This is a genomic window from Amycolatopsis sp. (genome assembly GCF_025464955.1).
In the GTDB taxonomy this organism is placed as follows: domain Bacteria; phylum Actinomycetota; class Actinomycetes; order Mycobacteriales; family Pseudonocardiaceae; genus Amycolatopsis.
In genome coordinates this window covers 66,833-91,606 of record NZ_JAODNM010000089.1, presented here as the reverse complement: position 1 = coordinate 91,606, position 24,774 = coordinate 66,833, and the positions used below count along the sequence as shown (strand labels likewise).

Here is a 24,774-nt window from a genome sequence, read left to right as displayed (position 1 = left end):
CGGGGTGGTGGAAAAGAGAATGGTTCGCCACTGCGCCGAAATATCTTCGACAACTCACCGCCCGGTAATTTCCCGGACGACTCGTGCTCCATGGGGGAAGTACCTCTGGACGACCCTCGCCGGCGCATTAAGGGAACGCTAGAAATCCTAGCGCTGCTAGACTTCGGGTTCCCCGAAAACGGCGACAGGCTGCGACGGAGTGGCTACTGTTGGCTGGATCCGAGCGGCTGAAGGGGCGTCGTGGGTGATTCGAAACGGACGACCTTCCGGTCCGCGTTCGCGGTGCGGGAGTTTCGGGCGCTGTGGGCGGCGGAGGCGTTTTCCCAGGCTGGCGACCAGTTGGCGCGTGTCGCGTTGGCCGTGCTCGTGTATCAGCGGACGCAGTCGGCGGCGCTGACGGGCTTGACGTACGCGCTGACGCTCGCTCCCGCGTTCCTCGGTGGCGTGTTCCTGTCCGGCCTCGCGGATCGGTTCCCCCGGCGGGAAATCATGGTGCTCGCCGACGTGCTGCGGGCGGTGTTGATCGGGTTGGTCGCCGTGCCGGGAGTGCCGTTCGGAGTGCTGTGCGTCCTGGTGGCCGGGGTGTCGTTTTTCCAGGCACCGTTCAAGGCCGCGCAGCTGGCCCTGCTGCCCGCGGTGCTGCCGGGCGACCTCTACGTCGTGGGCATGGGCATCCGCAGCATCACGATGCAGTCCGCGCAGATGATCGGGTTCGCCGGTGGTGGCGTGCTGGTCAGCGCGATCGATCCGCATGTCGCGCTGGGCTTGGACGCCGCGACGTTCCTGCTGTCGGCGGTGTTCGTCCGTTCAGGGGTGCGCAGCAGGCCGGCGACGGCCTCCCCGGCGGAACGCAAGCCGTCGTTCGGGTCGTCCGCGGTTGCCGGAGCGAAGCTGATCTGGCGGAGTCCGGGTTTGCGGACGCTGGTGCTCGTCGGGTGGCTGTCGGCGTTCCTGATCGTCTACGAGGGCCTCGCCGCGCCGTACACCGCGGAAATCGGCGGCGGCGCGGTCGCGATCGGACTGATTCTGGCCGCCGACCCGCTGGGCAGCGTGGTCGGCGCGATGCTGTTCAGCCGGTTCGTGTCCGAAGCTCGCCGGCCCCGGATCCTCGGCGCTTTGACCGTGGTGAGCTGCCTGCCGCTGCTGGTGTGCTTCCTGAAGCCGGGTTTGGTCGCGTCGATCGCCGTGTTCGCCGTGGCAGGTGCGCTGGGGACGGCGGTGATGATGCAGTCCACAGCGTCGTTCACCCGCGGCGTTCCCGACCACAGCCGCGCGCAGGCATTGGGCCTTTCGCAGTCGGGCGTCGCGACCATCCAGGGCCTGAGCCCGCTGTTCGCCGGAGTGCTCGCCGACCGGATCGGTACGGCCCAGACCGTGGGCATTGTCGGGCTCGTCGGGCTGGTGGTGGCGGTTCCGGCGGCGGTGGCGTGGAAACGCGCGACCGCCGCCCGTCCCGACGTCTGGCTCGCTTGATTCTGTGCTTGATTCAGCCTTCACGGGTACGCATCTCAGGCCTCCTTAGGGGATGGGAACAGACCGGTTGGCCGACTGACACCGTCCGGCACAACATCTAGCCTGGGGTTATCGGACTTTTGGGCAGGACACCACGAGTATGAGTCGTTTCCGGCGTACCGCACAGCTGACCGCCCGCAAAACGCTCGCCTGGGCGTCGCGGCCGGCTCGGTGGGACGTGTGGACGACCGTTCGGCCGCGGTGGCTGGTGTACGCGCTCGCGAGCGAAGTCGGTGCTGTCGTCCTGGCCGTGTTCGGTCTGGTCACAGAGTCAGGCCGGTCGGACGTCGGGTGGTTCTCGGTGCTGCTGGTCCTGGGGGTCGCACAGGCCGAGATGTCCAGCCGGATCGAACGGATGCGGCGCTGGATGGGCGGTCAGACCCATATCAACGTCACCTCGGTCTGGTATCTGGCCGGCGCCGTCCTCCTTGATCCCGGCTGGGTGGCGCTGCTCTCGGCAGCCCTCTACCTGCACCTGTGGTTCCGCGTGTGGCGTCATGTGCGCAGCCGCCCCGTTCACCGGATCGTGGCCAGCACCGCTTGGGCCGTCCTTTCGTGCCTGGCGGCGTCGTACGTCGTTCGCGCCGTCGGCCTGGGCGGGCCGGCCGACACACCGGGCATGGGCGGCCGCGGCACGGCGATCGTCCTCACCGCGGCGGTGGTCTTCGAGGTCGTCAACGCCCTCGTCGTCTCGACCGGTATCTACCTCTACACCCGCGAGCGGTCGGTCTCGGACCTGTTCGGCACCTGGGAAGACAACGTCCTCGAGCTCGTCACACTCTGTCTGGGCGGGTTGACCGCGCTCGCGTTGGTGTACCAGCCGGTCCTGGTGCTTCTCGTTCTTCCGCCGCTGATGCTGCTGCACCGCCACGTGCTGCTCAAGCAGCTCGAGATCGCGGCCGCGACGGACGAAAAGACCGGGCTGCTCAACACCACGGGCTGGCATCGGCTGGCCACGCGCGAGCTCGCCAGGGTGGGCCGCACCAGCGGCGCCACACTCGGCGTGCTCATGATCGACCTCGATCATTTCAAGCGCATCAACGACACCTACGGCCATCTCGCCGGGGACGTAGTGCTGAAGGAGGTCGCGACGGCGATCGGCACGGCAGTCCGCGCCTACGACTCCGTCGGGCGGTTCGGCGGGGAGGAGTTCGTCGTACTGCTCCCGGAGGTCTCCGAAGCGGCCGTCGTTGTCGTCGCCGAACGGATCAGGGCGGCCATCTCGGGGTTGACGGTCCGGGTAGACCTCGGCGAGGCGCCCGTGCGGGTCACCGGGCTGTCGGCGTCGATCGGGGTGGCGATCTACCCGGACGCCGGTACGGCCGTTGAACGGCTTCTCGCGTCAGCCGACGCTGCCCTCTATCGGGCGAAAAGCACCGGTCGCAACAAGGTGGTCAGCGGGAGCTGATCACGGCTCGAGGAACAGTCCGCGCAGCGCTTCCGCGAACTGCGCGGGGTTGCGTTGCGGGGCGAGGTGGTTGCCGGGCACCTCGACGAACGGCAGGCCCAGCTCCAGCGCGAGGATCTTCGCCGGCTGGTAGTGGTACCGCCCGCGGCTGCCCACCCCGGCGATGGGCGTGATGTCCACGCGCGACTTCCGCAGGGCGGCCAGGTCCGGCAGGTAGCCGAGGAACGACGTCACCTCGCGGTCGAACAGGAAGGCCCACTCCTGCTTGTTCGACAGCCGGACCGTGCGCAGACCGGGCAGGCCGGCGCCGGCGATCTGGCTGGCGAACAGGGTGAACGCACCCAGCAGGTCACCCGATCGGGCCAACGACACCTGCTCGGCGGCCTCGGCGAGCCAGCGGTCGGCGTCCGGCATCAACCGGACCGCCGGCGGCTCGTGGGCGACCAGTTCGACCAGCGCCTCGGGGTGCCGGACGGCGAGTTCCAGACCGATCTGCGCACCCGCGCTGGTGCCGAAAACGGTCGCCTCGCCGGCGTCGATGTACTCGATGACGGCGAAGGCGTCTTCAGCGTGCCGCCGGACCGAGATGGGTCCCTCGGTGTGGTCCGTGCTGCGGAAGTGGCCTCGCCGGTCGTAGGTCACCACGGTGTACTCGTCGCTGAACTGCTTGACGAGCGCGCGGTAGTCGTCGGCCGCGCCGATCCCGCCCGAGATCATCAGCAGCGGCGGCCCGTCCCCGGTACTGCTGACGTACAGCTCGCCGCCGTCGACCGGGCAGCGGCCTTCCGTGACGAGACCTTCCGAGATCATGAATCCAGTCAAGCACAACGTTTTGTGCGCTCAGAGGTTGCCCAGCCGGTGGAGGATCCGGGCCGCGTCCGCGGTGACGGCCTCGATGAGCTCGCCGACCGCGGGCAGGTCTTCGAGCAGCCCCACGACCTGCCCGGACGCCAGTACGCCCGCGTCGGTGTCGCCGTCGACCAACCCGGCCCGCAGCAACATGGGGGTGTTGGCGGCCATCAGCACCTGTGACCAGGTTCGATCGCCGGAGCGTTGGAGCGACAGCCCGTCGCGGGCCAGTGATCGCCACGAAAGTCCGGTCAGCCGCCGAAAGCGCACGGCGTTGTGTGCCGCGCGGGCAAAACCGCTCACCGGGCCGGCGCCTTCGAGCGCGTCGACCAGGCTGGTGCGGAGGACCCGGTGCGGCAGCCCGTCCACCTTTCGGGTGACAACGGTGCCGTTCAGTCCATGCTCGAGGTAGAGGCGTTTGACGGCGTCCGGCACCGTGCTTTCCCTGGTCAGGAGGAATCGGGTGCCCATCGCGATGCCCGCGGCACCGTAGGCGAGGGCGGCGGCGAGCCCTCGTCCGTCGAAGAAGCCGCCCGCGGCGACCACCGGGATGTCGACGGCGTCGAGTACGGACGGCAGCAGGAGCGTCGTCGCGACGCCGCCAGTGTGGCCGCCGCCCTCACCGCCCTGCACGATGACGGCGTCGGCGCCCCAAGCGGCCACTTTCTCGGCGTGCCGGGCCGCGCCGACCGACGGGATGACAACGATGCCATGGTCTTTCAACCGGGCGATCAGTTCTCGGCTCGGAGCGAGCGCGAACGACGCGACCCGCACGTTTTCCCTGATCAGCAGGTCGACGCGCTGGGCGGCGTCGGAAGCGTCGGCGCGCAGGTTCACCCCGAACGGACGTGTCGTGCGGCCGCGGGTCTCCTTGATCGCGGCCTCGAGCTCGTCGAGGGTCATCGTCGCCGACGCGAGGATCCCGAGCCCGCCGGCTTCCGCGGTGGCCGAGACCAGGCGCGGCCCGGCGACCCAGCCCATGCCGGTCTGGACGATCGGGTGCTCGATTCCGACGAGTGCGGTGATTGCCGTCTTCACCCCGGGACCTCTTTGTCGCGCAAGGACTTCGGATCCAGGACTTCGCGCAGCAGGCGAAGTTCCTCTTGCGTCGGCTGCCGGGTTTCGATCGTGATCGACGTGTCGAGCGTGAACGACGTCGCGTCGGTGACTTCGTCCACGGACACGCCCGGGTGGGTCGACAGGAGCCGCGGCGCGTGGTCGGTGCCGCCGAAGTCGAGCACGCCGAGGTTGGTCACCACGCGATGGACGTCGTGGAACCGTTGGCCCGCCGCGCGTGCGAAACCGACCCCGCACACGACGTCGACCTCGTTGACGAACACCCGGGTCGCATGGCGCGGAACCCAATAGCTGGTGCGGTGGTTGACCGTGTTCCCGGGCCCGCCGCGGACACCGAGCAGCTGCTTACGGGGACGGTCGTGCCTGCCGATCGCGGAGATGTTCTGGTTGCCGTGCCGGTCGATCTGGTTGGCACCCATCACCACATGGCGTTTCCCTTGCGGCACCACGGTTTCCAGGACCTTACGGAAGGGTTGCCAGCCTTCGACCAGCTCGTCCGGAGTCAGCAGGTACGCCTCGCCGTCGGAGAGCAGGAGGTCCGGTTCGAAAGTCAGTCTGGCCAACTGCGCGCCGAGCGAAGGCAGGAAACCCATCGGGCTCGCCACGATCTCGCCGTCGCCGCGGAACAGGTCCGCACAGGCGGCGGCGACGACTTCGGCGCGAGCCGCGGTCATGCCGCGGCCCCGAACTTGGCGACTTCGGCTTGGTACCGTGCCTCGCCGCCGGACAGGAACCGGTCGACGAACGCGGGCCAGGCGTCGGGGTCTTTGGCGCTTTCGACGTAGTGGCGTTGGAAGCGCTCGTCTCGGCTGTAGTCCGGGGCCGCGGTGGTGAAATGTGCGCCATGCGGGGTTTCGACGACGCCGTCGACGTTCGCGCGGCTCAGCAGCAGGCTTTGCACTGGGCCGGACGTGCAGAGTTCGGCGGTGTCGACGACTTTTTCCACTGACACGTAACAGCGTTGGGCCGCGAGCGCGTACAGCTCGTCGAAGTACGGATCCGGGCCCAGGTACTGCGCGTTTCCGCGGGAGTCGGCCCGATTGAGGTGGATGAGCGCGGCGTCGAGCTTCAATGCGGGCACGGCGAGAAGCTCCTCCCCGTCGTCGTAGGGGGAGCGGACGGTCTTCAGTTCGGAGCTGAAGCGCACGACGTCCGAACCCATCCCGGCACGGGTCGGCAGGAAGGGAAGTCGCTGGGCGGCAGCGGAAAGCCCGAGTCCGAGCATGCCTTCGTCGTACTCCGTGACGTCGATCTCCCCGGCCTCGCGGACGCGGTTGAACCACGGGTCGAACGGGATGGTGTCGAGCGTGACGAACCCGAACACCAGCCGCCGGATCCGGCCCGCGGACGCGAGCAGCCCGACGTCCGGGCCGCCGTACGACACCACCGTCAGGTCCGTGAGGCGCGACCGCAGGATCGCCCTGACCAGTGCCATCGGTTTGCGGCGCGACCCCCAGCCGCCGATGCCGATGGTCATTCCGTCGGCGAGTTCGGCGACGACCTCGTCCGGGGTCATGCGTTTGTCAGCCATGGGTCCCCTTGCTGTTTATGAAGTCCTGGCGTGCCGCGGCGGAGGCGCCGGCCAGGTTGAGTTCGAAGGTGAAGCCCTGTTCGTACCGATAGCTGCGGTGTACCGGTTGGACGTCGATGCCGTTGATCGCCTGTTTCGCCGCGCGGATGACACGGGTGTCCTTGGCCGCAATCTGTCGCGCCAGCTTCAGCGCCGCCGCGTCGAGTTCGGCTCGCGGGACTACGGCGTACACCGAACCGTGGTGGTGCAGTTGCGCCGCGTCGATCGTGCCGGCGGTGTAGTACAGCGCGCGCATCAGATGCTGCGGGACCAGCCGCGAGAGGTGGGTCGCGGCGCCCAGCGCGCCTCTGTCCACTTCGGGCAATCCGAAGGTCGCGTCCTCGGCGGCGATGACGACGTCGGCGTTGCCCACCAGCCCGACTCCGCCGCCGAGGCAGAATCCCTGGACGGCGGCGATCACCGGGACTTCGCAGTCATAGACGGCCGAGAAAGCCGCGGCGCAACCCTGGTTCGCGCCGATGAGCGCGGCGTGCCCGGTATCGCGCTGGATCTCTTTGATGTCGACGCCCGCGTTGAACCCGCGTCCCGCGGCGCGCAGGACGACGACATGGATCGCCGGGTTCCGGCCCGTGCTCGTTACGGCGTCCGCGAGCGTGAACCAGTCGTGCACGGTCAGCGCGTTCACCGGCGGGACGTCGACGGTGACAACGGCGACGTGCGGTTCGGGACAGTCCAGGGTTACCGGCATTCGCGCCTCTTCGGGTTACAAACCTAGCACTTGCTTGGTACGTTAGCAGGGTGCCGGTGGCCCGGTACAGACCCGCGAGGAGGTTCCCGGTGTCGATCGAGCTGGGGCTGGAGGGCGCGGTCGTGCTGGTCACCGGTGGTGTCAGCGGGGTCGGGGCCGGCATCACCCGGGTCTTCCGGCGGGCCGGGGCGCAGGTGGTGACATGTGCCAGGACTCCGTCGGAAACGCTGGGATTCCGGCAATGCGACGTCCGCGAGCCGGACCAGGTCGACGGACTGATCGACGCGGTCGTCGGTGAATACGGCCACCTGGACGTGGTGGTGAACAACGCGGGTGGCGCGCCTTTCGCCCCTGCGGCAACGGCTTCACCTCGGTTCCACGCCAAGGTCGTCGGGCTGAACCTGCTCGCTCCGCTGACGGTGTCCCAGCGGGCGAACGCTGTCATGCAGACGCAGCCGTCGGGTGGGGTGATCGTGAACGTGAGCAGTGTCAGCGGTGGCAGGGCGTCGCCGGGGACGTCGTCGTACGCGGCCGCGAAGGCCGGGCTCGACAACCTGACGAAGACCCTCGCGGTGGAATGGGCGCCGAAGGTGCGGGTCGTCGGGATCGCCGCCGGCCTGGTTCGGACCGAGCGGGCGTTGCCTCACTACGGCGGCGAGGCGGGACTGGCGGCCGTCGCGGCGACTGTCCCGTTAGGACGTCTGGCTGAGCCGGACGAGATCGGCAACTGCGCGCTGTTCCTCGCGTCGCCGCTCGCTTCGTACGTCACCGGCACGACGCTCACTGTCCATGGTGGAGGCGAAGTTCCGGCGTTTCTCGGTGCCCTGGGAGGCTTTTCGTGAGCGGGATCGTTGAGGGCCGGGTGGTTGTCGTCACCGGCGCCGGCCGGGGAATCGGGCGGGCGCACGCGCTGGCGTTCGCGGCTGAGGGGGCGCTGGTCGTCGTCAACGACCTCGGTGTCAGTGCGGACGGCGGCGGCGGTTCCACCGGACCGGCTCAGGACGTCGTCGACGAGATCATGGCGTCGGGCGGCAAGGCGGTGGCGAACACCGACGACGTGGCGGACTGGGCGGGCGCGTTCCGGTTGGTGCAGCAGGCGATCGCGACCTTCGGCCGGTTGGATGTACTGGTCAACAACGCGGGATTCGTGCGTGATCGGATGCTGGTCAACCTCGGCGAGGACGAGTGGGACGCCGTTGTCCGAGTGCATCTCAAGGGGCACTTCGCGCCGTTGCGACACGCTGCGGCTTACTGGCGTGCGGAGGCCAAGGCGGGTCGGGCGCCGGAGGCGCGGGTGGTCAACACCGGTTCTGGGGCGGGGTTGCTCGGCAGCGTCGGCCAGAGCAACTACGCGGCAGCCAAAGCCGGTATCGCGGGGCTGACCGTGACCGCGGCGGCCGAACTCGCGAGGTACGGCGTGACGGTCAACGCCATCGCGCCGGCCGCGCGGACGCGGATGACCGAGACGACGTTCGCCGACGCAATGGCTGCCCGCGCGGGCGTTTTTGACGCGATGGCGCCGGAGAACGTCTCGCCGTTGGTCGTCTGGCTCGGCAGCGCGGAGTCCGCCGGGATCACCGGCCGGGTGTTCGAAGTGGACGGCGGCCGGGTGTCGCTGGCCACCGGCTGGCAGCACGGCCCGGCCGAGGACAAGGCCGCGCGGCGCCTCCCAGCCGAACTCGGCCCCGTCGTCGCCCGCCTCATCGCCGCCGCCCCCACCCCACCCTCCGCCTACGGCACCTAGCCCCTCCCCGACCCACCGCAACTCGCCGTCGAGTTGCGGTCCTTAGCGTCCGCAACCATCGCAACTCGCCGTCGAGTTGCGGTCCTTGCGTGCGCGGGTTACGCGCGTGTGCAACGGGGGAGGGGGTTAGAGGCGTTCTAGGAGGGTGGCGGTGGAGAGTGCGCCGCCGGCGCACATGGTGACCAGCGCGGTGCTGCCGTCGCGGCGTTCCAGCTCGTGGAGAGCCGTCGTGAGCAGCCGGGCGCCGGTGCTGCCGACGGGGTGGCCGAGGGCGAGGGCGCCACCGTTGACGTTCACCTTGTCCTCGTCCGGCTGATGGACTTGCTGCCAGGACAGGACAACCGACGCGAAGGCTTCGTTGACTTCGAACAGATCCGGGTCGCCGATCGTCATCCCGCTGCGTTCGAGGACGCGTTCGGTCGCCTGGACCGGACCGTCGAGGTGGTAGTACGGCTCGGCACCGACGAGCGCCTGCGCGACAATCCGCGCGCGGGGTCGCAGTCCCAGTTCGCGGGCGCGATCGGCGTCCATCAGGAGCAGCGCCGCGGCGCCATCGGAGATCTGTGACGACGTTCCGGCAGTGTGGATGCCTTCTGGAACAACGGGTTTGAGCCTCGACAAGCCTTCAAGGGTCGTCTCACGCAGACCTTGATCCTGGCTCACTGTGCCGCTGTCCGTCTTCACCGGGACGACCTCGCGCGCGAATCGCCCGTCGGCCCACGCGGCGGCGGCCTTCGCCTGCGACGCGACGCCGAACCGGTCGACGTCCGCGCGGGTCAGTCCCCGCCGGACGGCGATCCGCTCGGCGGCGCGGAACTGGTCCGGTAGGTCGATCGACCACGAATCCGGACGCGGGCGGCCGACTCCCTCGCCGCGGTTCGACCCCAGTGGCACCCGGCTCATCGCCTCGACGCCGCAGGCGATGCCCACCCTGATCGCGTCGGCCGCGATCAGCCCCGCGACGAGATGGACGGCTTGTTGCGCGGACCCGCACTGCGCGTCGATCGTGGTGGCGCCGGTCGCCTGCGGGAGCCCGGCGTGCAGCCACGCCGTGCGGGTGACGTTGCCGGCCTGCTCTCCGGCCTGGGTGACCGCGCCGCCGATCACCTGCTCGACGAGTGCCGCGTCCAGCCCCGCCCGGGTCAGCAGTGCCACCTGGGCCGCGCCGAGGACTTCGGCCGCGTGCAAGCCCGACAGCGCGCCGCCGCGCTTGCCGATCGGAGTCCGCACGGCTTCGACGATCACAGGGGTGGCCATCCAGTAAAACTAGAACACGTTACTATTTTTGGCAAGGACTCCCTGGGCTGGGCGGTATTTGATCACTCCCTGTCAAAACTGGTCCGACCAGCGCTTTCGTCTTCTCGATCGGTGAAGTAAACGGGTATCACCCAAGACTCTTCACTTAGTTAACACCGTATGCTCTAATCAGCTGTAGAACGTGTTTCAACGACAGGGAGGTCGTCGTGGTCGCTCCGCTGCTCCCGACCGGTTTCGATTTCACGGACCCGGACCTGTACGCCACGAGACTGCCGGTGGAGGAGTTCGCGCGGCTGCGGAAGACCGCGCCGGTCTGGTGGAATCCACAGCGACGCAACCTCGCCGGCTTCGGAGACGACGGCTACTGGGTCGTCACCCGGCTCGAGGACGTCAAAGAGGTCTCACGCAACACCGAGCTCTTCTCCTCGCACGAGAAGACGGCGATCATCCGCTTCGACGAGCACATGACCGAGGACAACCTCAACGCCAACCGGCTCGTCCTGCTCAACATGGACGCGCCCCAGCACACGAAGCTCCGCCGCGTCGTCTCGAAGGGCTTCACCCCGAAATCCATCGCGAAGCTCGAAGACGCCTTGCGCGAGCGAGCTGAGCGGATCGTTCACGACGCCAAGGCGAAGGGCTCCGGCGACTTCGTCACCGACGTCGCGTGCGAACTGCCCTTGCAGGCCATCGCCGAGCTGCTCGGCATCCCGCAGAAGGACCGGCTCAAGATCTTCGACTGGTCCAACCAGATGGTCGCCTACGACGACCCCGAATACGACGTCGAACCGCTCGCGGCCTCGGCGGAGATCGCCGGTTACGCCTGGAACATGGCCGAAGAGCGGCGCAAGTGCCCGATGGACGACATCGTCACCACGCTCATCCAAGCCGATATCGACGGCGAGTCGATGGCGTCCGACGAGTTCGGGTTCTTCGTGATCCTGCTCGTCGTCGCCGGCAACGAGACGACCCGGAACGCGATCACCCACGGCATGAAGGCGTTCATCGACCACCCCGACCAGTGGAAGATCTTCCAGGAGCAGCGGCCGAAGACCGCGCCCGACGAGATCGTCCGCTGGGCCACCCCGGTCGTGTCCTTCCAGCGCACCGCGACCAGGGACACCGTGCTCGGCGGCCAGCGGATCGCCCGCGGTGACCGCGTCGGGATGTTCTACAGCTCGGCGAACTTCGACCCGGAGGTGTTCGACGGTCCGGAGCGGTTCGACATCCTGCGGAAGGACAACCCGCACGTCGGATTCGGCGGCACGGGCTCGCACTACTGCATCGGCGCCAACCTCGCCCGGCTCGAAATCGACCTCATCTTCAGCGCGCTAGCGAAGACGATGCCCGACATCAGCGAGCTCTCCCCGCCGGAGCGGCTGCGGTCGAGCTGGCTCAACGGCATCAAACATTATCAGTGCAAGTACTCGTGACTCGACGTCGCGGGGGATGATGGGGCGATGACCCCGCGCTGCCTGATCGATGTCGAACTCACCCTGCGCGTGACCAAGCCCGGCAAGATGGTCTTTTCGGTGGCCGTCGCGGACCGGGCCGAGACCGAGGAGCTCCTTTTCCTCAACTCCTTTCAGACGTCCGGTCCCGGCTTTGTGCCCGAGGCCGTCGAGTTCGAGCACCGCACCCGCGCGCACATCGTGGACCTGCCGCTGGGGGAGTACTCCGTGCGGTACCGGGCCGAGCGCGAACTCGGCCCGGCCGTGCCGGAGAAACTCACCGGCGCGGACCTCGTCACCTACACCCGTCCCAGCCGGTACTGCCCGTCCGACCGCATGGGCGGGCTCGCGATGGCGCGGTTCGGCTCGCTACCGAACGTGCGCGCACAGGTCGACGCGATCGTCCGGTACGTCGCCGAGAACCTCGGGTACGTCATCGGCGCGGGCGGCCCGAACGACGACGCGATCGACAGCCTGCTCGAGGGCCAAGGCGTCTGCCGCGACTTCGCGCATTTGTGTATTTCGCTGTGCCGGGTGGTCGACATCCCGACACGGTTCGTGGCCGTCTACGCGCCGGGACTGTCCCCGATGGACTTCCATGCCGTGTTCGAGGCGGCGATCGACGGCCACTGGTACGTGTTCGACGCGACCGGCCTGGCGCCGCGGCAGAGCCTGACCCGCATCGCGACCGGACGTGACGCGGCGGACACGGCGTTCCTCGCCACCCTCGGCAGCGAGATCGAGTTCCTCGGCAGCACCGTCCTCGTCACCGCCGAGCCTGAACTCCCCGAGGACGACGGCACCACCCTCATCGCCCTCGCCTGACGCTCAGGCCGGTTTGTCGCGGCCCACTACCCACATCGAGAAATACTGCGAGCCGCCACCGTAGGCGTGGCCGAGGGCGATGCGAGCGCCGTCGACCTGGTAGTCGCCCGCACGGCTCATGACCTGTTTCGCCGCCTCGGAAAACCGGAGCATGCCGGATGCGCCGATCGGGTTCGACGACAGCACCCCGCCCGACGGGTTGACGGGCAGGCGTCCGCCGAGCGCCGTCTCTCCGGCCTCGGTGACCTTCCAGCCCTCGCCTTCGGCGGTGAAACCCAGGTTCTCCAACCACATCGGCTCGAACCAGGAGAACGGCACGTAGATTTCGGCGACGTCCACTTCGGACAGCGGGTCGGTGATCCCCGCCTGCTTCCACAGCTCGGCCGCCGCGTCCCGGCCGGCCTGCGGGTTGACCTGGTCGCGCCCGGAGAAGGTGGTCGGTTCGGTGCGCATCGCGGTGGCGTGGACCCACGCGGCGCCGCCCGGCACGGCGTCCCCCGCGGCCTCGTCGCCGATCACCATCGCGCAGGCGCCGTCCGACGACGGGCAGGTTTCGTCGTACCGGATGGGGTCCCACAGCATCTTGGACGCCCGCACCGATTCCACGGTGATGTCCGCCTGCCGAAGATGGGCGTACGGGTTCAGTGCGCCGTTGCGGCGGTCCTTCGCGGCCACGATCGCGCCGATGTGCTCGGGCGCGCCGGACCGCCGGATGTAGGAGCGGATGTGCGGGGCGAAGTACCCGCCCGCGCCCGCGCCGACCGGCATCTGGAACGGCGGCAGGATCGACAGGCCCCACATCGCGTTGGACTCCGACTGCTTTTCGAACGCGACGGTCAGCACCCGCCGGTGGATCCCGGCCTGCACGAGCGACGTGGCCACGAGCGCGGTCGACCCGCCGACCGAACCCGCGGTGTGCACCCGCAGCAGCGGCTTTCCGGTCGCGCCGAGCGCGTCGGCGAGGAACAGCTCCGGCATCATGACGCCCTCGAACAGGTCGGGCGCTTTGCCGAGGACGACGGCGTCGATCTCGTCCCACCCCACCTGCGCGTCGAGCATCGCGCGGTCGATGGCTTCCCGGAGCAGGCCGGGCATCGAGACGTCGAGTCGTTTGGCCCGGTGGTGTGTCTGGCCGGTGCCGAGTACCGCGGCGAGTTGCTTGCCCATCAGCCGATCCCTTCCAGCACGGCGACGAGGTTCTGTTGCAGGGCGGGCCCGCTCGTCGCGTGGGCGAGGGTTTTGCGTGCCTGACCGTTGAGGATCCGGTCGGCTGCTTCGCCGATGCGCGCCAGACCGGCGGAGAACATCGGATTCGCGGTGAGGGCGCCGCCGGACGGGTTGATCCGCACGTCGTCACCGAGGCCGAGGGCCGAGCGCAGGATCAGCTCCTGGTGGGTGAACGGAGCGTGCAGTTCGGCGATCTCGACGCCGTCGAGGTCGAGGCCGCGCGCGGCGGATTCGGTCGACGCCGAGCGGGTCAGATCGCGTGCGCCGAGCACCGGTGAATCGACGCGATGCTCGATCCCGGTGATCACGGCAGGGTGTTCCACGAGCTCGCGGGCACGGTCGACCGACGCCAGCACGATGACCGACGCGCCGTCGCTGATCGGCGGAATGTCGTGGGCACGCAAGGGATCGGCGACGTACGGGGTGTCGAGGAGCTCGGCGCTGTCGACCTCGCCACTTACCTGCGCGAACCTGTTGCCGACGGCGTCGGTCCGGCTGCGCGCCGCGACCCCGGCCATGTCCTGTTCGGTCCAGAGCCCGGTTTCCAGTCCGAGCCGTGCCTGGATCCCGGCGATGGCCACCGGATCCGGCCAGAGCGGCGCGACGACGTACGGGTCGAGCTGCAGGGCGAGGACTCGGCGCAGGTCCCCGGCCGACGACTTGCCGAACCCGTACACGAGCGCGGTGTCGACCTCGTCCATCCGGATCTTCAGCCAGGCTTCGTAAAGCGCCCAGGCCGCGTCCATCTCGACATGCGATTCGTGGATCGGCGGGACGGCACCGATCGCGTCCACCGCCGCGATGAACGAGAACGCGCGCCCCGCGAGGTAGTCCGAGGAACCCGAGCACCAGAACCCGATGTCCGATTTGGACAGTCCGGTGCGCGCGAAGACCTCGGCGAAGATCGGCACCAGCAGCTCGACGCCGTTGGTCGTCCCGGTGCTCGCCCGCACGTTCGGCGCCTGGGCGAATCCCACGATCGCGACTTCGGCCATGGACGACTCCTAGAGGTGGTGGGCGAACGACGCGTAGGGCGCGTCCGGTTCACCGGTCGGCTCGAAGTGGTCGATGTTCTCCAATGAAGTCCCCCATTCGTCCCGGGGCTTCCACTGGGCGCGGACACGCAGTCCCATGCGGACGTCGGCCGCGTCGCAGCCGAGCACGAGGTGCAGGAACGCGATGTCCGCGCCGTCGAGCAGGATGTACGCGGCGACGTACGGCGGTTTGATGCGCTGGCCGAGGAACGGGACGTTGACCACGCAGAACGTCGTGACGATGCCGGTGTCGGGGAGTTCGACCTCGTCGGTGGTCGGCACGCCGTCGGTGGGACACGCGCCGCGTGGCGGGAGGTAGACCTTCTCGCAGGCCGGACAGCGTTGGCCGATCAGCCGTCCTTCCCCCAGCGCGCGCAGGTAGCGGCTTTCCTCGGGGGAGACGGAGTGCTGGTAGCGCAGGTGGATCGGGGTGATCACACTGGTGACCGGCTCGCCGTCGCGCACCGGGGGCTGGGGCTTCTCGGGCCTGTCCGCCGGCTCGAAGCAGACGATGTCGCGGATGTGGCCGACCGGTTCGGCCGCCCATCGGGCGCGCACCCGCATACCGCTGCGGACATGCTCAGGATCGCCGGCGTCGACCGCGTGCAGCAACGCGGTGTCCGCGCCGTCCAGCCGGATCAGGGCCCAGGCGAACGCGTGGGAAAGCGGTTGTCCGTCAAGGGGTTCCGGTGCCCACGACCAGGAGAGGACGGTTCCTTCGTCGGCCACCGGGACGAACTCGTCCAGCGGCGCGGCGTCGACGGGGTCGTACTCGACGGGCGGCACGTGTATCCGGCCGTCGCTGCCTCGGATGCCCTCGATCCGGCGGTGCCGCAGGCCGTCGGCGAACCGGCCGAGGACCGGCCCGAGCGAGCGCGTGTAGTCGAAGCCGACGTCGAGCGGCGCGGAGAGGGGCGCTTCGATACCGGTCATCTTCGAAGTGAAACACGTTCTCGAATTGTCCGCAATGGTAGGCCCGAGACGGTTGCGCCTCGCATGGAACACGTTCTAGATTTGTGGGATGGACACCTCGCTGGGACTGTGGACCATCGCCGCCGGCGAACCGGAGCGCACGGCTGTCGTCGAGCCGGACGGTCGAGAGGTCGGCTACGGCGAGCTGGCCGCGAAGGCCAACGCGTACGCGCGTGGCTTGCGGTCGCTCGGTCTCGAAACCGGCGACGCAATCGTCGTCCTGCAGCCGAACGGGGTCGAGCTCCTGGCAGCGCAGTTCGCAGCCCTGCAGACCGGGCTGTACATCGTCGTCGTCAACTGGCACCTGATCGCGCCTGAGGTCGCGTACATTCTCGCGGACAGCGGCGCCAAGGCGTTCCTCGCACACGAACGCTTCGCCGAGGTGGCCGTCGCGGCGGCCGACGAAGCCGGCATCCCTGTCCGCGCGCGATTCGCAGCCGGACACATCGACGGCTTCCGCCGCCTAGAGGAGCTCGGCGCGGGGGAGGGCGATGGTCGCCCGAACGAGCGCACCGCGGGCTCGCCGATGCTGTACACCTCCGGCACGACGGGCCGGCCGAAAGGCGTCCGGCGTCCGCTCACGGGCGCCGACCCCGATCAGGTTCCCGGTGCGTCGACGTGGTTCTTCGGGATCTTCGGGCTCAAGCCGTTCGACGGACACGTGCACCTCTGCGGCTCCCCGCTCTACCACACGGCCGTGCTCAACTTCGTCGCGATCTCGATCCAGCTCGGCCATACCGCGGTGCTGATGGACCGCTGGGATTCCGAGGAAGCGCTGCGGCTGATCGAGCGGCACCGCGTGACACACAGCCACCTCGTGCCGACGCAGTTCAGGCGTCTGCTGGCGTTGCCCGAGCCGGTGCGCGAGCGCTACGACCTGTCGTCGCTGCGTGTCATGATCCACGGCGCCGCGCCTTGCCCGCTTGAGGTCAAACGCCGGATGCTCGACTGGTGGGGCCCGGTTGTCACGGAGTACTACGCCGCGACCGAAGGGGGCGGCACGGTCATCACCGGCGCGGACTGGTTGCGGAAACCGGGATCCGTCGGCACACCGTGGCCGGGTTCGACCGTCAAAGTGCTCGACGACAACGGCTCGGCGGTACCGCCGGGGGAGATCGGCACGGTCTACCTGAAGATGGGCGACTCGCGGTTCGAGTACCACAAGGACCGGGAGAAAACCGAGCAGACGCGGGTCGGCGACCTGTTCACGCTCGGCGACGTCGGCCATCTCGACGAGGACGGTTACCTGTTCCTGCACGACCGGAAAGCGGATCTGATCATTTCCGGCGGGGTGAACATCTACCCGGCGGAGATCGAAGGTGAGCTGATCACCCACCCCAAGGTCGCCGACGTGGCGGTGTTCGGTATTCCGCATGCCGACTGGGGTGAGGAGATCAAAGCCGTTGTGCAACCCGCGCCGGGGGTCGAAGGCGGTGACGAGCTCACCGCGGAACTCCTCGTCTTCGCCCGCGGCCGGCTCGCGAAGTTCAAGCTGCCCAAGACCGTCGACTACGTCGCCGAACTCCCGCGCGACCCCAACGGGAAGCTGTACAAGCGGAAGCTCCGCGAGCAGTACTTGGCGGATGGGGTGCGCTGAACGGAACTTCGAGCGTTCCGTCCAGCGCACGTTTCCCCGGGTTGCTCACGCCGCCGCCGTCAAAACGAGCACCCCGAAGTAGTTGGTGTAGGTAGTTAGGAAACTTTACTTACGAACAGTGCTCAGAGTAGGCCCGCGGAGACACGCGGTCAAGAATCCGGCCATCTTGAACGATCTTGGTGCCGCCGGTGGCCTACTTCCCCTGAAAGCGCGGTTTGCGATGTTCGGCGAAGGCGCGCGGTCCTTCCTTGGCGTCTTCGCTGGTGAACACTTCGATTCCGTAGCGTGATTCGACGTCGAACGCCTTTTCTTCCGGCATGCCTTCGGTGTCGCGCATCGTCCGCAGGATCGCCGAAACGGCCAGCGGGCCGTTGGCCGCGATCTGGTCCGCGAGCCCCAGCGCGTAGTCCAGCGCCGAGTTGTCCGGTACGACATGACCGATCAAGCCGATGTCCTTCGCCTCGGTGGCGGTGATGTGCCGTCCGGTCAGCAGGAGGTCCGCGGCCACCGTGTACGGGATCTGCCGGGGGAGCCGGACCGCGGAGCCGCCCATCGGGAACAGGCCCCAGCGCGCCTCGGACACGCCGAACTTCGCGCTTTCCCCGGCCACGCGGATGTCCGTGGCTTGCAGGATCTCGGTCCCGCCGGCGATCGCCGCGCCCTCGACCGCGGCGATCAGCGGTTTCGTGAGCCGCCGGCCCTTGAGCAGTCCTTCGATCCGCGACGGGTCGAAGGCGCCGCGCTCGTACGCGTCGCCCGGGGAGTTGCCGGCCATCGACTTCAGGTCCGCGCCCGCGCAGAACGAGCCCCCCGCGCCGGTCAGGACGCACACGCGGATTTCGGGATCGGCGTCGACCTGATCCCAGGCCGCGGTCATGATCGACAGCATCTCGCCGGTCAGCGCGTTCCGGGCGGCCGGGCGGTTCATCGTCACCACCAGTGTGTGCTCGCGCTTGTCGACCAGTGCGTGCGGTTCGGCCATTTCGTCATCCTTCGCCCGGGATGTTTGCCCAGAACGATAACATGTTCTACTTTGATCGGGTGGCACTCAACATCGCGGACCTCATCGAGCACGCCGTCGACGCCGTGCCGGACCGCGTCGCGGTCATCTGCGGCGACCGGCGGGTCACCTTCGCCGAACTTGAAGCACGCGCCAACCGCCTGGCGCACCACCTCGCGGCCCATGGTGTGAGCCGCGGTTCGCATGTTGGCGTATACGCCAAAAACTCCATCGAGACGGTCGAAGCGATGATCGCGGCGTACAAGCTGCGAGCCGTCGCCGTCAACGTCAACTACCGTTACGTGCACCCGGAGCTCCGGCACCTGTTCACCGACGCCGACCTCGTGGCGCTCGTCCACGAACGGCAGTACGCCGACAAGGTAGCCGGTGTCCTGCCCGAGACGCCGAAAGTGAAACACGTTGTCGTCATCGACGACGGCAGCGGCGCCGACTACTCGGGTTACGGCGGCGTGGACTACGAGACGGCGTTGGCAGAAGGCTCGCCGGATCGCGACTTCGGCGAACGCAGCGCTGACGACCTGTACATCCTCTACACCGGCGGTACCACCGGCTATCCCAAGGGCGTGCTCTGGCGCCACGAGGACATCTGGCGCGCACTCGGCGGCGGCATCAACTTCGTCACCGGCGAGTACGTGGCGGACGAATGGACGTTGTCTGAGCAGGGCAAGGCGGGCTGCCTGGTGCGGCTCCCGGCGGCACCGCTGATCCACGGCGCGGCGCAGTGGGCCGCGTTCGGCGCGCTGTTCACCGGCAGCCCGGTGGTGTTCGTGCCGCGGTTCGACGCGCACGACGTGTGGCGGGCCGTGCAGGACCATAGCGTCCAGGTGCTGACGATCGTCGGGGACGCGATGGCACGCCCCCTGATCGAGGCCTACGCCGAAGGCTCCTACGACGCCTCGTCGCTGGTCGCGGTGTCCAGCCATGCCGCGCTGTTCTCCCAGAGCGTCAAGCAGGAGTTCCTCCGGACCCTGCCCCATGTCGTGATCACCGACGCCATCGGCGCCTCGGAGAGCGGCTTCACCGGGATCGGCATGGTGAGCAAGGACGCCGACCATTCGGCAGGCCCCCGGGTCAGTTTCGGCAAAGACGCCGTCCTCCTCGACGAACTGGGCCGCCGTGTCGAGCCTTCGGCCGGCGCTGTCGGCCTGATCGCCCGGCGAGGACACGTCCCGCTCGGGTACTACAACGACCCGGAAAAGAGCAAGACGATCTTCGTCGAGCTGGATGGCGTCCGCTACGTCGTTCCCGGTGACTACGCGCGATACGAAGCGGATGGCACGGTCACGCTGCTCGGCCGCGGTTCGCAGTGCGTCAACACCGGAGGCGAGAAGGTCTATCCGGAGGAGGTCGAGGGCGCGCTGAAGTCCCACCCGGACGTATTCGACGCGCTCGTTTTCGGCATCCCCGACGACCGGCTCGGCCAGCGCGTTGCCGCGGTGATCGAGCCACGGCCCGGCCGGCCCCTGGACTTCCCCGCCATCGAGTCCCACGCCCGCGCGGAGATCGCCGGCTACAAGGTCCCCCGGACGTGGTGGGTCGCCGACGAGATCGGCCGTTCGCCCAGCGGCAAACCGGACTATCCGTGGGCGTGCCGGTACGCCGGAGAACACGAACCCGCGTTCGGCGCGAAAGGGTGAGCCATGCGGACTCCGTTGTGTGACAGATTCGGCATAGGCCTCCCGATCTTCGGTTTCACGCCGTCCGAACACGTCGCGGCGGCGATCAGCCGCGCGGGCGGACTCGGCGTGCTCGGCTGCGTCCGGTTCAACGACGCCGACGAGCTCGACGGCGTCCTCTGCTGGATGGACGCCCACACCGGCGGAAAGCCCTACGGCGTCGACATCGTGATGCCCGCGAAGATCCCGACCGAAGGCACTCCGGCCGACCTGTCGGCGCTCATTCCGCCTGGCCATCTGGCGTTTGTCGAACGCACGCTCCTCGACTTGGGTGTCCCGCCGCTGCCGGACGGCTCCGGCGAGCGCGACGGGGTCCTGGGCTGGCTGCACTCGGTCGCGCGTTCGCACGTCGAGGTCGCGCTGAAGCACCCGATCGCCCTGATCGCCAACGCTCTTGGTTCACCACCTCCTGATGTCATCGAACAAGCGCACGCGAAGGGCGTGCCTGTCGCCGCGCTCGCCGGTAAGGCCGAACACGCCGTCCGGCACGTCGAGCAGGGTGTCGACCTCGTGGTGGCGCAGGGATACGAGGCCGGCGGCCACACCGGCGAGATCGCTTCGATGGTGCTCGTGCCGGAGGTCGTCGACGCGGTGGGCGAAGTACCGGTGCTCGCCGCCGGGGGTATCGGCTGCGGGCGCCAGGTCGCCGCCGCGCTGGCGCTGGGCGCCTCCGGGGTGTGGATGGGCTCGTTCTGGCTCGCCACCGAGGAGTACACCGAGACGATGACCCAGTCCGGTGCCCTGCACCGGGCGCTGATCGCCGCCGGCTCTTCCGACACCGTGCGTACCCGGATCTACACCGGGAAACCCGCGCGCCTGCTCAAGACCCGCTGGACGGCCGCCTGGTCGGCACCCGGCGCGCCGGAGCCGCTGCCCATGCCCTTGCAGAACCTCCTTGTCTCCCACGCCCACAACCGGATCCAGGCGGCGGCCGATCCGACGGTGGTCGCCATGCCGGTGGGGCAGATCGTCGGCCGGATGGACCGGGTGCGCCCGGTCGCCGAGGTGATGGCCGAGCTCGTCGATGGTTACGACGAGGCGTTGGTACGTTTGGGGAAGACCCAGTAACCCCCAGCCCGGTAGGCCCGGTGGCGCGGTCAGAGTGCCGCGGCCGCCGCGGCGATCTTGTCCGCGAACGTGCTCACCTGCGTGTACACGCCCGGTGCGTTCTTCCGAGCGCAGCCGTCACCCCAGCTGACGATGCCGACCTGGACCCACTTGCCGTCGCCGTCAGGCCGGAACATCGGGCCGCCTGAGTCGCCCTTGCAGGTGTCGACTCCGCCCTCGGCCAGCTCTCCCGCGCAGATTTCGGCTCCGGGGATGAGCTTGCCGTAGCTCCCGCCCGCCGTGGCGCAAGCGTCGTCGTCGACGAACGGGACCTGTGCCTTGCGCAGATACCGTTGCTGGCCACCGGTTTCGCTGGTGGAGCCCCAACCTGCGATGTCGAACGTGCCGCTGTCCAACGCGGGGGACGTGGTGATGGGTAGGGTGGGGATCGAGGTGACTGGGGTAGCCAGTTTGACCAAGGCCCAATCGCCACCGGTGACGCTGCCGTAGGTCGGCGATCGGTAGGTCGAGCTCGATCTCAGGGTGATCGCTTCGCCGCTCTTCAGGTCGACCACCCCGAGGGTGGCCGTGATGGCGGTGTTCGGACCGGCCTTGACGATGCAGTGGGCCGCGGTCAGGACGATCTGCGGGGTGTACAAAGCGCCGTCGCAGCCCACCGACAATCGGACCATCCAGGGGAATTCTCCTTGTACGGCGCGAGAACCACCGACGATGCCGGGTCGCGCGGTTGCCTGGGTGGCGGCCGACGCCGGGGCGGCCACGGCAATCGCTGCCGCGGCGCAGATACCTACGACGGCGAGGTTTTTGAGCAGGCCGAACCATTTCATGGCATGCATGGGTTGGTCCTTTCACTGTCTACAGTGGAGTTTCGACGGCCGGGGAGCCCCGCGCCGGTAGATCAACTACAGCAGAGCGAGACCGCTTGGGGCAATCGCCGAGGGTGGAAGTTCTTGCCGGAAGGCGGCAATTGCCTCTTGTGGGTGAACAAAACGAAGCAAAACCTCCACTCGCGCGGCACGACTTGCCCTTTCGCTCGCAGGTCGCCATGAGGCTCTAAGCTCGCTCCTTGTGGAGCCATCCCAGTCGTTCTCCCCGGCCGAAGGCCCGGTTCGTGCCGGTATCCCCGAGCACGGGCGCATTCCGCGCTACTACGCGGTCAAGGTCGAGCTGCTCGACGTGATCGCCGAGCTGGGCGTCGGCGCCGCGCTGCCGACCGAGCGTGAACTGTGCGAACGGTTCGACGTTTCGCGGGCGGCTGTCCGTCAGGCCGTTGGCGAACTCGTCCTCGAAGGCCGCCTTCGCACGCGTCAGGGCAGTGGCACGTTCGTCGCCGGGCCGAAGCTGGTGCAGCCCCTTGCCCTGGTCAGCTACACCGAAGGCCTCCGGCTGCAGGGCATCGAGCCCGGCCGTTCGGTGATCACGCTGGAGCGTCGTCCGGCGGATCCCGGCCTCGCTGCCGAACTCAGGATCGAGCCTGGCGACGAGGTCGTGCACATCGAGCGGGTGCTGCTGGCCGATTCCGAACGGGTGGGGCTTGAGTCGACCTACCTGGTCTCGGCGCTGTTTCCGACCTTGCTGGACGTGTTCGACCCGGCCGGCTCGCTCTACGCGTGCCTGCGCGACCAGCTCGGTGTTGTGTTCGCCGGCGGTGAGGAGAGGCTGGAGACCGTGCTGGCCACGCCCAGGGAGGCGCTGCTGATCGGCACGAACCCGGCGCTGCCGATGCTGCTGATGCACCGCGTGTCGTGGGGTTCGGACGGGCGTCCGTTCGAGCGGGTGCGGTCGCTGTTCCGCGGCGACAGGCTGAGCTTCACCAGCCGCCTCGATCCGGCTTAGATAACAGAACGGTAACTCATCTGATCCAATATTCCGAGGCGCTTGGCCCCCGGTTAGCCTGGTCTCCACTTGCTGTTCGTCTTGACGGGAGACCTTTTCCTCGTGCGAATTCTCATTGTCGGTGGCGGCGTGCTGGGCACCATGCACGCGTGGCAGGCGGTCGAACGAGGCCATGACGTGGTGCAGCTCGAGCGCGAACCCGAAGCGCGCGGTGCGTCCGTGCGGAACTTCGGGCTCGTGTGGGTCGGCGGCCGGGCGTCCGGGCTCGAACTTGCGACGGCGTTGCGCGCGAGGGAGCTGTGGGCGGGGATCGGCGAGCGTGTCCCCGGCATCGGCTTCCGGGCGAACGGCTCGCTCACCGTGCTGAAGACGGACGCCGAATACGCCGTCGCGCGGGAGGTCGCCGCCGGTGGCGAGGCCTCGGACCGCGGCTACAAGCTGCTCGATCCCACCGAGGTTCGCGAGCTGAACCCCGCGCTGCGCGGTGACTTCCTGGGCGCCTTGTGGTGCGACAGGGACGCAGCCGTCGAGCCGCGCGTGACACAGCCTGCCCTGCGCGCGGCCATGGCGGCGAGCGGCCGCTACGAATGGTTGCCCGGGCGGGAGGTCCGGGAACTCACCGATCGCGGCGTCGTCGACGACCGGCGTGAGCGGCACGACGCCGACGTCGTCGTGCTGTGCACGGGCGCCTGGCTCGGCGGGCTGGTCAAGGAGATCGCCGGCGAAGTCCCGGTGCGCCGGGTACGGCTGCAGATGGCGCAGACCGAACCGCTGGGTGAGCGGCTGACGACGTCGGTCGCGGACGCGGACAGCTTCCGCTACTACCCGGCGTACCGCGGAGCGTCACTGGACGCGCTCAAGGAGGGGCAGCCGCAGGCTCCCGTCGCCGCCGGAAACGCCATGCAGCTGCTGCTGGTCCAGCGGGCCGACGGCGGCCTGACCATCGGTGACACCCATGAGTACGACGAGCCATTTTCCTTCGATGTCACCGAAGACCCGTACGACCATCTGTCCGAAGTGGCCGGTTCGCTGCTCGGCCGGCCGCTTCCCCGGATCGCCCGCCGCTGGGCCGGCGTCTACGCGCAGGCCACCGACCCGTCGGCGATCGTGCACCGCGCGCAGGTCGCCGGCAACGCCTGGCTCGTCACCGGACCGGGCGGTCGCGGCATGACCTGCTCACCTGCCATCGCCGAAGACACCGCGAAGGAACTAGGACTATGACCTCGATCGAACTCGTCGTACTGGACATGGCCGGGACGACCGTCGAGGACGGCGGGCTCGTCGAACAGGCCTTCACCACTGCGATCGGCGTCGCCGGAGTGTCCGAATCGGACGAGCGGTACGCCGGAATGCTCGACCACGTGCGGAAAACCATGGGCCAGTCGAAGATCACCGTGTTCCGGACGCTGCTCGGTGGCGACGAGGGCGCTGCGCAGGGCGCGAACGCGGAGTTCCAGCGGGCGTACGAAAAGCTCATCGCGGACGGACACTGCACGCCGATCGCCGGCGCGGAAGACACCATTCGCGGCCTGCGCGACGGCGGCATCCGCGTGGCGTTCACGACCGGGTTCGCGCCCTCGACGCAGCACGCCATCCTCGGTGCGCTGGGCTGGGAGAACCTCGCGGACCTCGTCCTCGCACCCGGCGAAGGCGTGCGCGGGCGGCCGTACCCGGACCTCGTGCTCACCGCGGCACTCAAGCTGGAGGTCACCGATGTACGGCGTATCGCCATCGCCGGGGACACCCCGTCCGACGTGCTCACGGGTGTCCGTTCCGGCGCTTCGGTGGTGGCGGGGGTCCTGACCGGCGCCGGGCGGGCGGACGACCTCGCGGCCGCCGGAGCGACCCACGTCCTCGATTCCGTCCGTGACCTGCCCGCCGTCCTGAATTCCTGACGCTGATTCTCGGCCGCGTGCAACCCGATCGGGTGGCCGATCCGTC

The 24,774-nt window shown here is 68.7% G+C and carries 23 protein-coding genes; 12 read left to right on the top strand and 11 right to left on the bottom strand.

Going from position 1 to position 24,774, the window contains the following annotated elements; translation table 11 throughout:
• Positions 1-240 precede the first annotated feature (240 nt).
• Together JWQ81_RS19700 and JWQ81_RS19695 are read left to right on the top strand one after the other, a co-directional pair.
• On the top strand, positions 241-1,473 hold the full coding sequence (locus JWQ81_RS19700) for an MFS transporter (protein WP_297543603.1): 1,233 nt from the start codon (positions 241-243) through the stop codon (positions 1,471-1,473).
• A gap of 139 nt (positions 1,474-1,612) precedes the next feature.
• Complete coding sequence (locus JWQ81_RS19695) at positions 1,613-2,920, top strand: GGDEF domain-containing protein (RefSeq protein ID WP_366942317.1); 1,308 nt, start codon at positions 1,613-1,615, stop codon at positions 2,918-2,920.
• Here the strand turns inward: JWQ81_RS19695 and JWQ81_RS19690 are convergent, their stop codons facing one another.
• The 5 genes from JWQ81_RS19690 to JWQ81_RS19670 are packed head-to-tail and all read right to left on the bottom strand — an operon-like array spanning position 2,921 to position 7,125.
• Positions 2,921-3,730 carry an alpha/beta hydrolase gene (locus JWQ81_RS19690; RefSeq protein WP_297543601.1) on the bottom strand — a complete coding sequence of 270 codons (810 nt, stop codon included), beginning with the start codon at positions 3,728-3,730 and terminating at the stop codon, positions 2,921-2,923.
• A 30-nt stretch (positions 3,731-3,760) separates the two neighbouring features.
• Complete coding sequence (locus JWQ81_RS19685) at positions 3,761-4,807, bottom strand: nitronate monooxygenase (protein ID WP_297543599.1); 1,047 nt, start codon at positions 4,805-4,807, stop codon at positions 3,761-3,763.
• Positions 4,804-5,520, bottom strand: a complete 717-nt coding sequence (locus JWQ81_RS19680; protein WP_297543597.1) for a CoA-transferase — start codon at positions 5,518-5,520, stop codon at positions 4,804-4,806. The genes JWQ81_RS19685 and JWQ81_RS19680 overlap by 4 nt, the downstream gene beginning before the upstream one ends.
• The gene (locus JWQ81_RS19675; RefSeq protein ID WP_297543595.1) at positions 5,517-6,377 is read right to left on the bottom strand and encodes a CoA transferase subunit A; all 861 of its coding nucleotides are present in this window, start codon (positions 6,375-6,377) and stop codon (positions 5,517-5,519) included. Before JWQ81_RS19675 ends, JWQ81_RS19680 begins: the two co-directional genes overlap by 4 nt.
• The gene (locus JWQ81_RS19670; RefSeq protein ID WP_297543593.1) at positions 6,370-7,125 is read right to left on the bottom strand and encodes an enoyl-CoA hydratase family protein; all 756 of its coding nucleotides are present in this window, start codon (positions 7,123-7,125) and stop codon (positions 6,370-6,372) included. Before JWQ81_RS19670 ends, JWQ81_RS19675 begins: the two co-directional genes overlap by 8 nt.
• Positions 7,126-7,214: 89 nt before the next feature.
• On the opposite strand from JWQ81_RS19670, the gene JWQ81_RS19665 reads away from it, so the two are divergent.
• Together JWQ81_RS19665 and JWQ81_RS19660 are read left to right on the top strand one after the other, a co-directional pair.
• Complete coding sequence (locus JWQ81_RS19665; protein WP_297543591.1) at positions 7,215-7,967, top strand: SDR family oxidoreductase; 753 nt, start codon at positions 7,215-7,217, stop codon at positions 7,965-7,967.
• Positions 7,964-8,869, top strand: coding sequence for an SDR family oxidoreductase (locus JWQ81_RS19660; RefSeq protein WP_297543589.1), 906 nt, complete (start codon positions 7,964-7,966; stop codon positions 8,867-8,869). Before JWQ81_RS19665 ends, JWQ81_RS19660 begins: the two co-directional genes overlap by 4 nt.
• Positions 8,870-8,995: 126 nt before the next feature.
• Here the strand turns inward: JWQ81_RS19660 and JWQ81_RS19655 are convergent, their stop codons facing one another.
• Entirely contained in the window at positions 8,996-10,126 is a 1,131-nt protein-coding gene (locus JWQ81_RS19655) for a steroid 3-ketoacyl-CoA thiolase (RefSeq protein WP_297543586.1), read from the bottom strand.
• A 206-nt stretch (positions 10,127-10,332) separates the two neighbouring features.
• Between JWQ81_RS19655 and JWQ81_RS19650 the strand changes: the two genes are divergently transcribed.
• Positions 10,333-11,559, top strand: coding sequence for a cytochrome P450 (locus JWQ81_RS19650; protein WP_297543584.1), 1,227 nt, complete (start codon positions 10,333-10,335; stop codon positions 11,557-11,559).
• A 27-nt stretch (positions 11,560-11,586) separates the two neighbouring features.
• The gene (locus JWQ81_RS19645) at positions 11,587-12,402 is read left to right on the top strand and encodes a transglutaminase family protein (RefSeq protein ID WP_297543582.1); all 816 of its coding nucleotides are present in this window, start codon (positions 11,587-11,589) and stop codon (positions 12,400-12,402) included.
• Positions 12,403-12,405: 3 nt separating this feature from the next.
• Here the strand turns inward: JWQ81_RS19645 and JWQ81_RS19640 are convergent, their stop codons facing one another.
• Genes JWQ81_RS19640 through JWQ81_RS19630 form a run of 3 tightly spaced genes read right to left on the bottom strand, consistent with a single transcriptional unit; the run spans position 12,406 to position 15,596 of the window.
• Entirely contained in the window at positions 12,406-13,569 is a 1,164-nt protein-coding gene (locus JWQ81_RS19640) for a thiolase domain-containing protein (RefSeq protein ID WP_297543580.1), read from the bottom strand.
• Complete coding sequence (locus JWQ81_RS19635) at positions 13,569-14,624, bottom strand: thiolase domain-containing protein (RefSeq protein WP_297543578.1); 1,056 nt, start codon at positions 14,622-14,624, stop codon at positions 13,569-13,571. The genes JWQ81_RS19640 and JWQ81_RS19635 overlap by 1 nt, the downstream gene beginning before the upstream one ends.
• 9 nt (positions 14,625-14,633) lie before the next feature.
• The gene (locus tag JWQ81_RS19630; RefSeq protein ID WP_297543576.1) at positions 14,634-15,596 is read right to left on the bottom strand and encodes a Zn-ribbon domain-containing OB-fold protein; all 963 of its coding nucleotides are present in this window, start codon (positions 15,594-15,596) and stop codon (positions 14,634-14,636) included.
• A gap of 88 nt (positions 15,597-15,684) precedes the next feature.
• On the opposite strand from JWQ81_RS19630, the gene JWQ81_RS19625 reads away from it, so the two are divergent.
• Positions 15,685-17,232 (top strand): acyl-CoA synthetase, encoded by a 1,548-nt coding sequence (locus JWQ81_RS19625; RefSeq protein WP_297543574.1) that lies wholly within the window; start codon positions 15,685-15,687, stop codon positions 17,230-17,232.
• 193 nt (positions 17,233-17,425) lie between these two features.
• Here the strand turns inward: JWQ81_RS19625 and JWQ81_RS19620 are convergent, their stop codons facing one another.
• On the bottom strand, positions 17,426-18,214 hold the full coding sequence (locus JWQ81_RS19620; protein ID WP_297543572.1) for a crotonase/enoyl-CoA hydratase family protein: 789 nt from the start codon (positions 18,212-18,214) through the stop codon (positions 17,426-17,428).
• Between the two features lie 59 nt (positions 18,215-18,273).
• Between JWQ81_RS19620 and JWQ81_RS19615 the strand changes: the two genes are divergently transcribed.
• Positions 18,274-19,890 carry an acyl-CoA synthetase gene (locus JWQ81_RS19615; protein WP_297543570.1) on the top strand — a complete coding sequence of 539 codons (1,617 nt, stop codon included), beginning with the start codon at positions 18,274-18,276 and terminating at the stop codon, positions 19,888-19,890.
• A 3-nt stretch (positions 19,891-19,893) separates the two neighbouring features.
• Positions 19,894-20,997, top strand: coding sequence for a nitronate monooxygenase family protein (locus JWQ81_RS19610; RefSeq protein ID WP_297543568.1), 1,104 nt, complete (start codon positions 19,894-19,896; stop codon positions 20,995-20,997).
• Between the two features lie 29 nt (positions 20,998-21,026).
• Here JWQ81_RS19610 and JWQ81_RS19605 read toward each other — a convergent pair whose 3' ends face one another.
• A complete protein-coding gene (locus JWQ81_RS19605; RefSeq protein WP_297543566.1) occupies positions 21,027-21,833 on the bottom strand; it encodes a serine protease in 807 nt (268 codons plus the stop codon).
• A gap of 232 nt (positions 21,834-22,065) precedes the next feature.
• On the opposite strand from JWQ81_RS19605, the gene JWQ81_RS19600 reads away from it, so the two are divergent.
• The 3 genes from JWQ81_RS19600 (at position 22,066) to JWQ81_RS19590 (ending at position 24,728) form a co-directional block, all read left to right on the top strand.
• On the top strand, positions 22,066-22,833 hold the full coding sequence (locus tag JWQ81_RS19600) for a GntR family transcriptional regulator (RefSeq protein WP_297543564.1): 768 nt from the start codon (positions 22,066-22,068) through the stop codon (positions 22,831-22,833).
• 102 nt (positions 22,834-22,935) lie between these two features.
• The gene (locus JWQ81_RS19595; protein ID WP_297543561.1) at positions 22,936-24,054 is read left to right on the top strand and encodes a TIGR03364 family FAD-dependent oxidoreductase; all 1,119 of its coding nucleotides are present in this window, start codon (positions 22,936-22,938) and stop codon (positions 24,052-24,054) included.
• Entirely contained in the window at positions 24,051-24,728 is a 678-nt protein-coding gene (locus tag JWQ81_RS19590; protein WP_297543559.1) for a phosphonatase-like hydrolase, read from the top strand. Before JWQ81_RS19595 ends, JWQ81_RS19590 begins: the two co-directional genes overlap by 4 nt.
• The last annotated feature ends 46 nt before the right edge of the window (positions 24,729-24,774 follow it).

Coding starts and splice junctions, on each gene's coding strand:
- JWQ81_RS19620 (WP_297543572.1), bottom strand. CDS start 18,214: ATGGCCGAACCGCACGCACTGGTCGACAAGCGCGAGCACACACTGGTG.
- JWQ81_RS19680 (WP_297543597.1), bottom strand. CDS start 5,520: ATGACCGCGGCTCGCGCCGAAGTCGTCGCCGCCGCCTGTGCGGACCTG.
- JWQ81_RS19630 (WP_297543576.1), bottom strand. CDS start 15,596: ATGACCGGTATCGAAGCGCCCCTCTCCGCGCCGCTCGACGTCGGCTTC.
- JWQ81_RS19690 (WP_297543601.1), bottom strand. CDS start 3,730: ATGATCTCGGAAGGTCTCGTCACGGAAGGCCGCTGCCCGGTCGACGGC.
- JWQ81_RS19610 (WP_297543568.1), top strand. CDS start 19,894: ATGCGGACTCCGTTGTGTGACAGATTCGGCATAGGCCTCCCGATCTTC.
- JWQ81_RS19655 (WP_297543586.1), bottom strand. CDS start 10,126: ATGGCCACCCCTGTGATCGTCGAAGCCGTGCGGACTCCGATCGGCAAG.
- JWQ81_RS19605 (WP_297543566.1), bottom strand. CDS start 21,833: ATGCATGCCATGAAATGGTTCGGCCTGCTCAAAAACCTCGCCGTCGTA.
- JWQ81_RS19675 (WP_297543595.1), bottom strand. CDS start 6,377: ATGGCTGACAAACGCATGACCCCGGACGAGGTCGTCGCCGAACTCGCC.
- JWQ81_RS19640 (WP_297543580.1), bottom strand. CDS start 13,569: ATGGGCAAGCAACTCGCCGCGGTACTCGGCACCGGCCAGACACACCAC.
- JWQ81_RS19695 (WP_366942317.1), top strand. CDS start 1,613: ATGAGTCGTTTCCGGCGTACCGCACAGCTGACCGCCCGCAAAACGCTC.
- JWQ81_RS19635 (WP_297543578.1), bottom strand. CDS start 14,624: ATGGCCGAAGTCGCGATCGTGGGATTCGCCCAGGCGCCGAACGTGCGG.
- JWQ81_RS19625 (WP_297543574.1), top strand. CDS start 15,685: ATGGACACCTCGCTGGGACTGTGGACCATCGCCGCCGGCGAACCGGAG.
- JWQ81_RS19670 (WP_297543593.1), bottom strand. CDS start 7,125: ATGCCGGTAACCCTGGACTGTCCCGAACCGCACGTCGCCGTTGTCACC.
- JWQ81_RS19590 (WP_297543559.1), top strand. CDS start 24,051: ATGACCTCGATCGAACTCGTCGTACTGGACATGGCCGGGACGACCGTC.
- JWQ81_RS19645 (WP_297543582.1), top strand. CDS start 11,587: ATGACCCCGCGCTGCCTGATCGATGTCGAACTCACCCTGCGCGTGACC.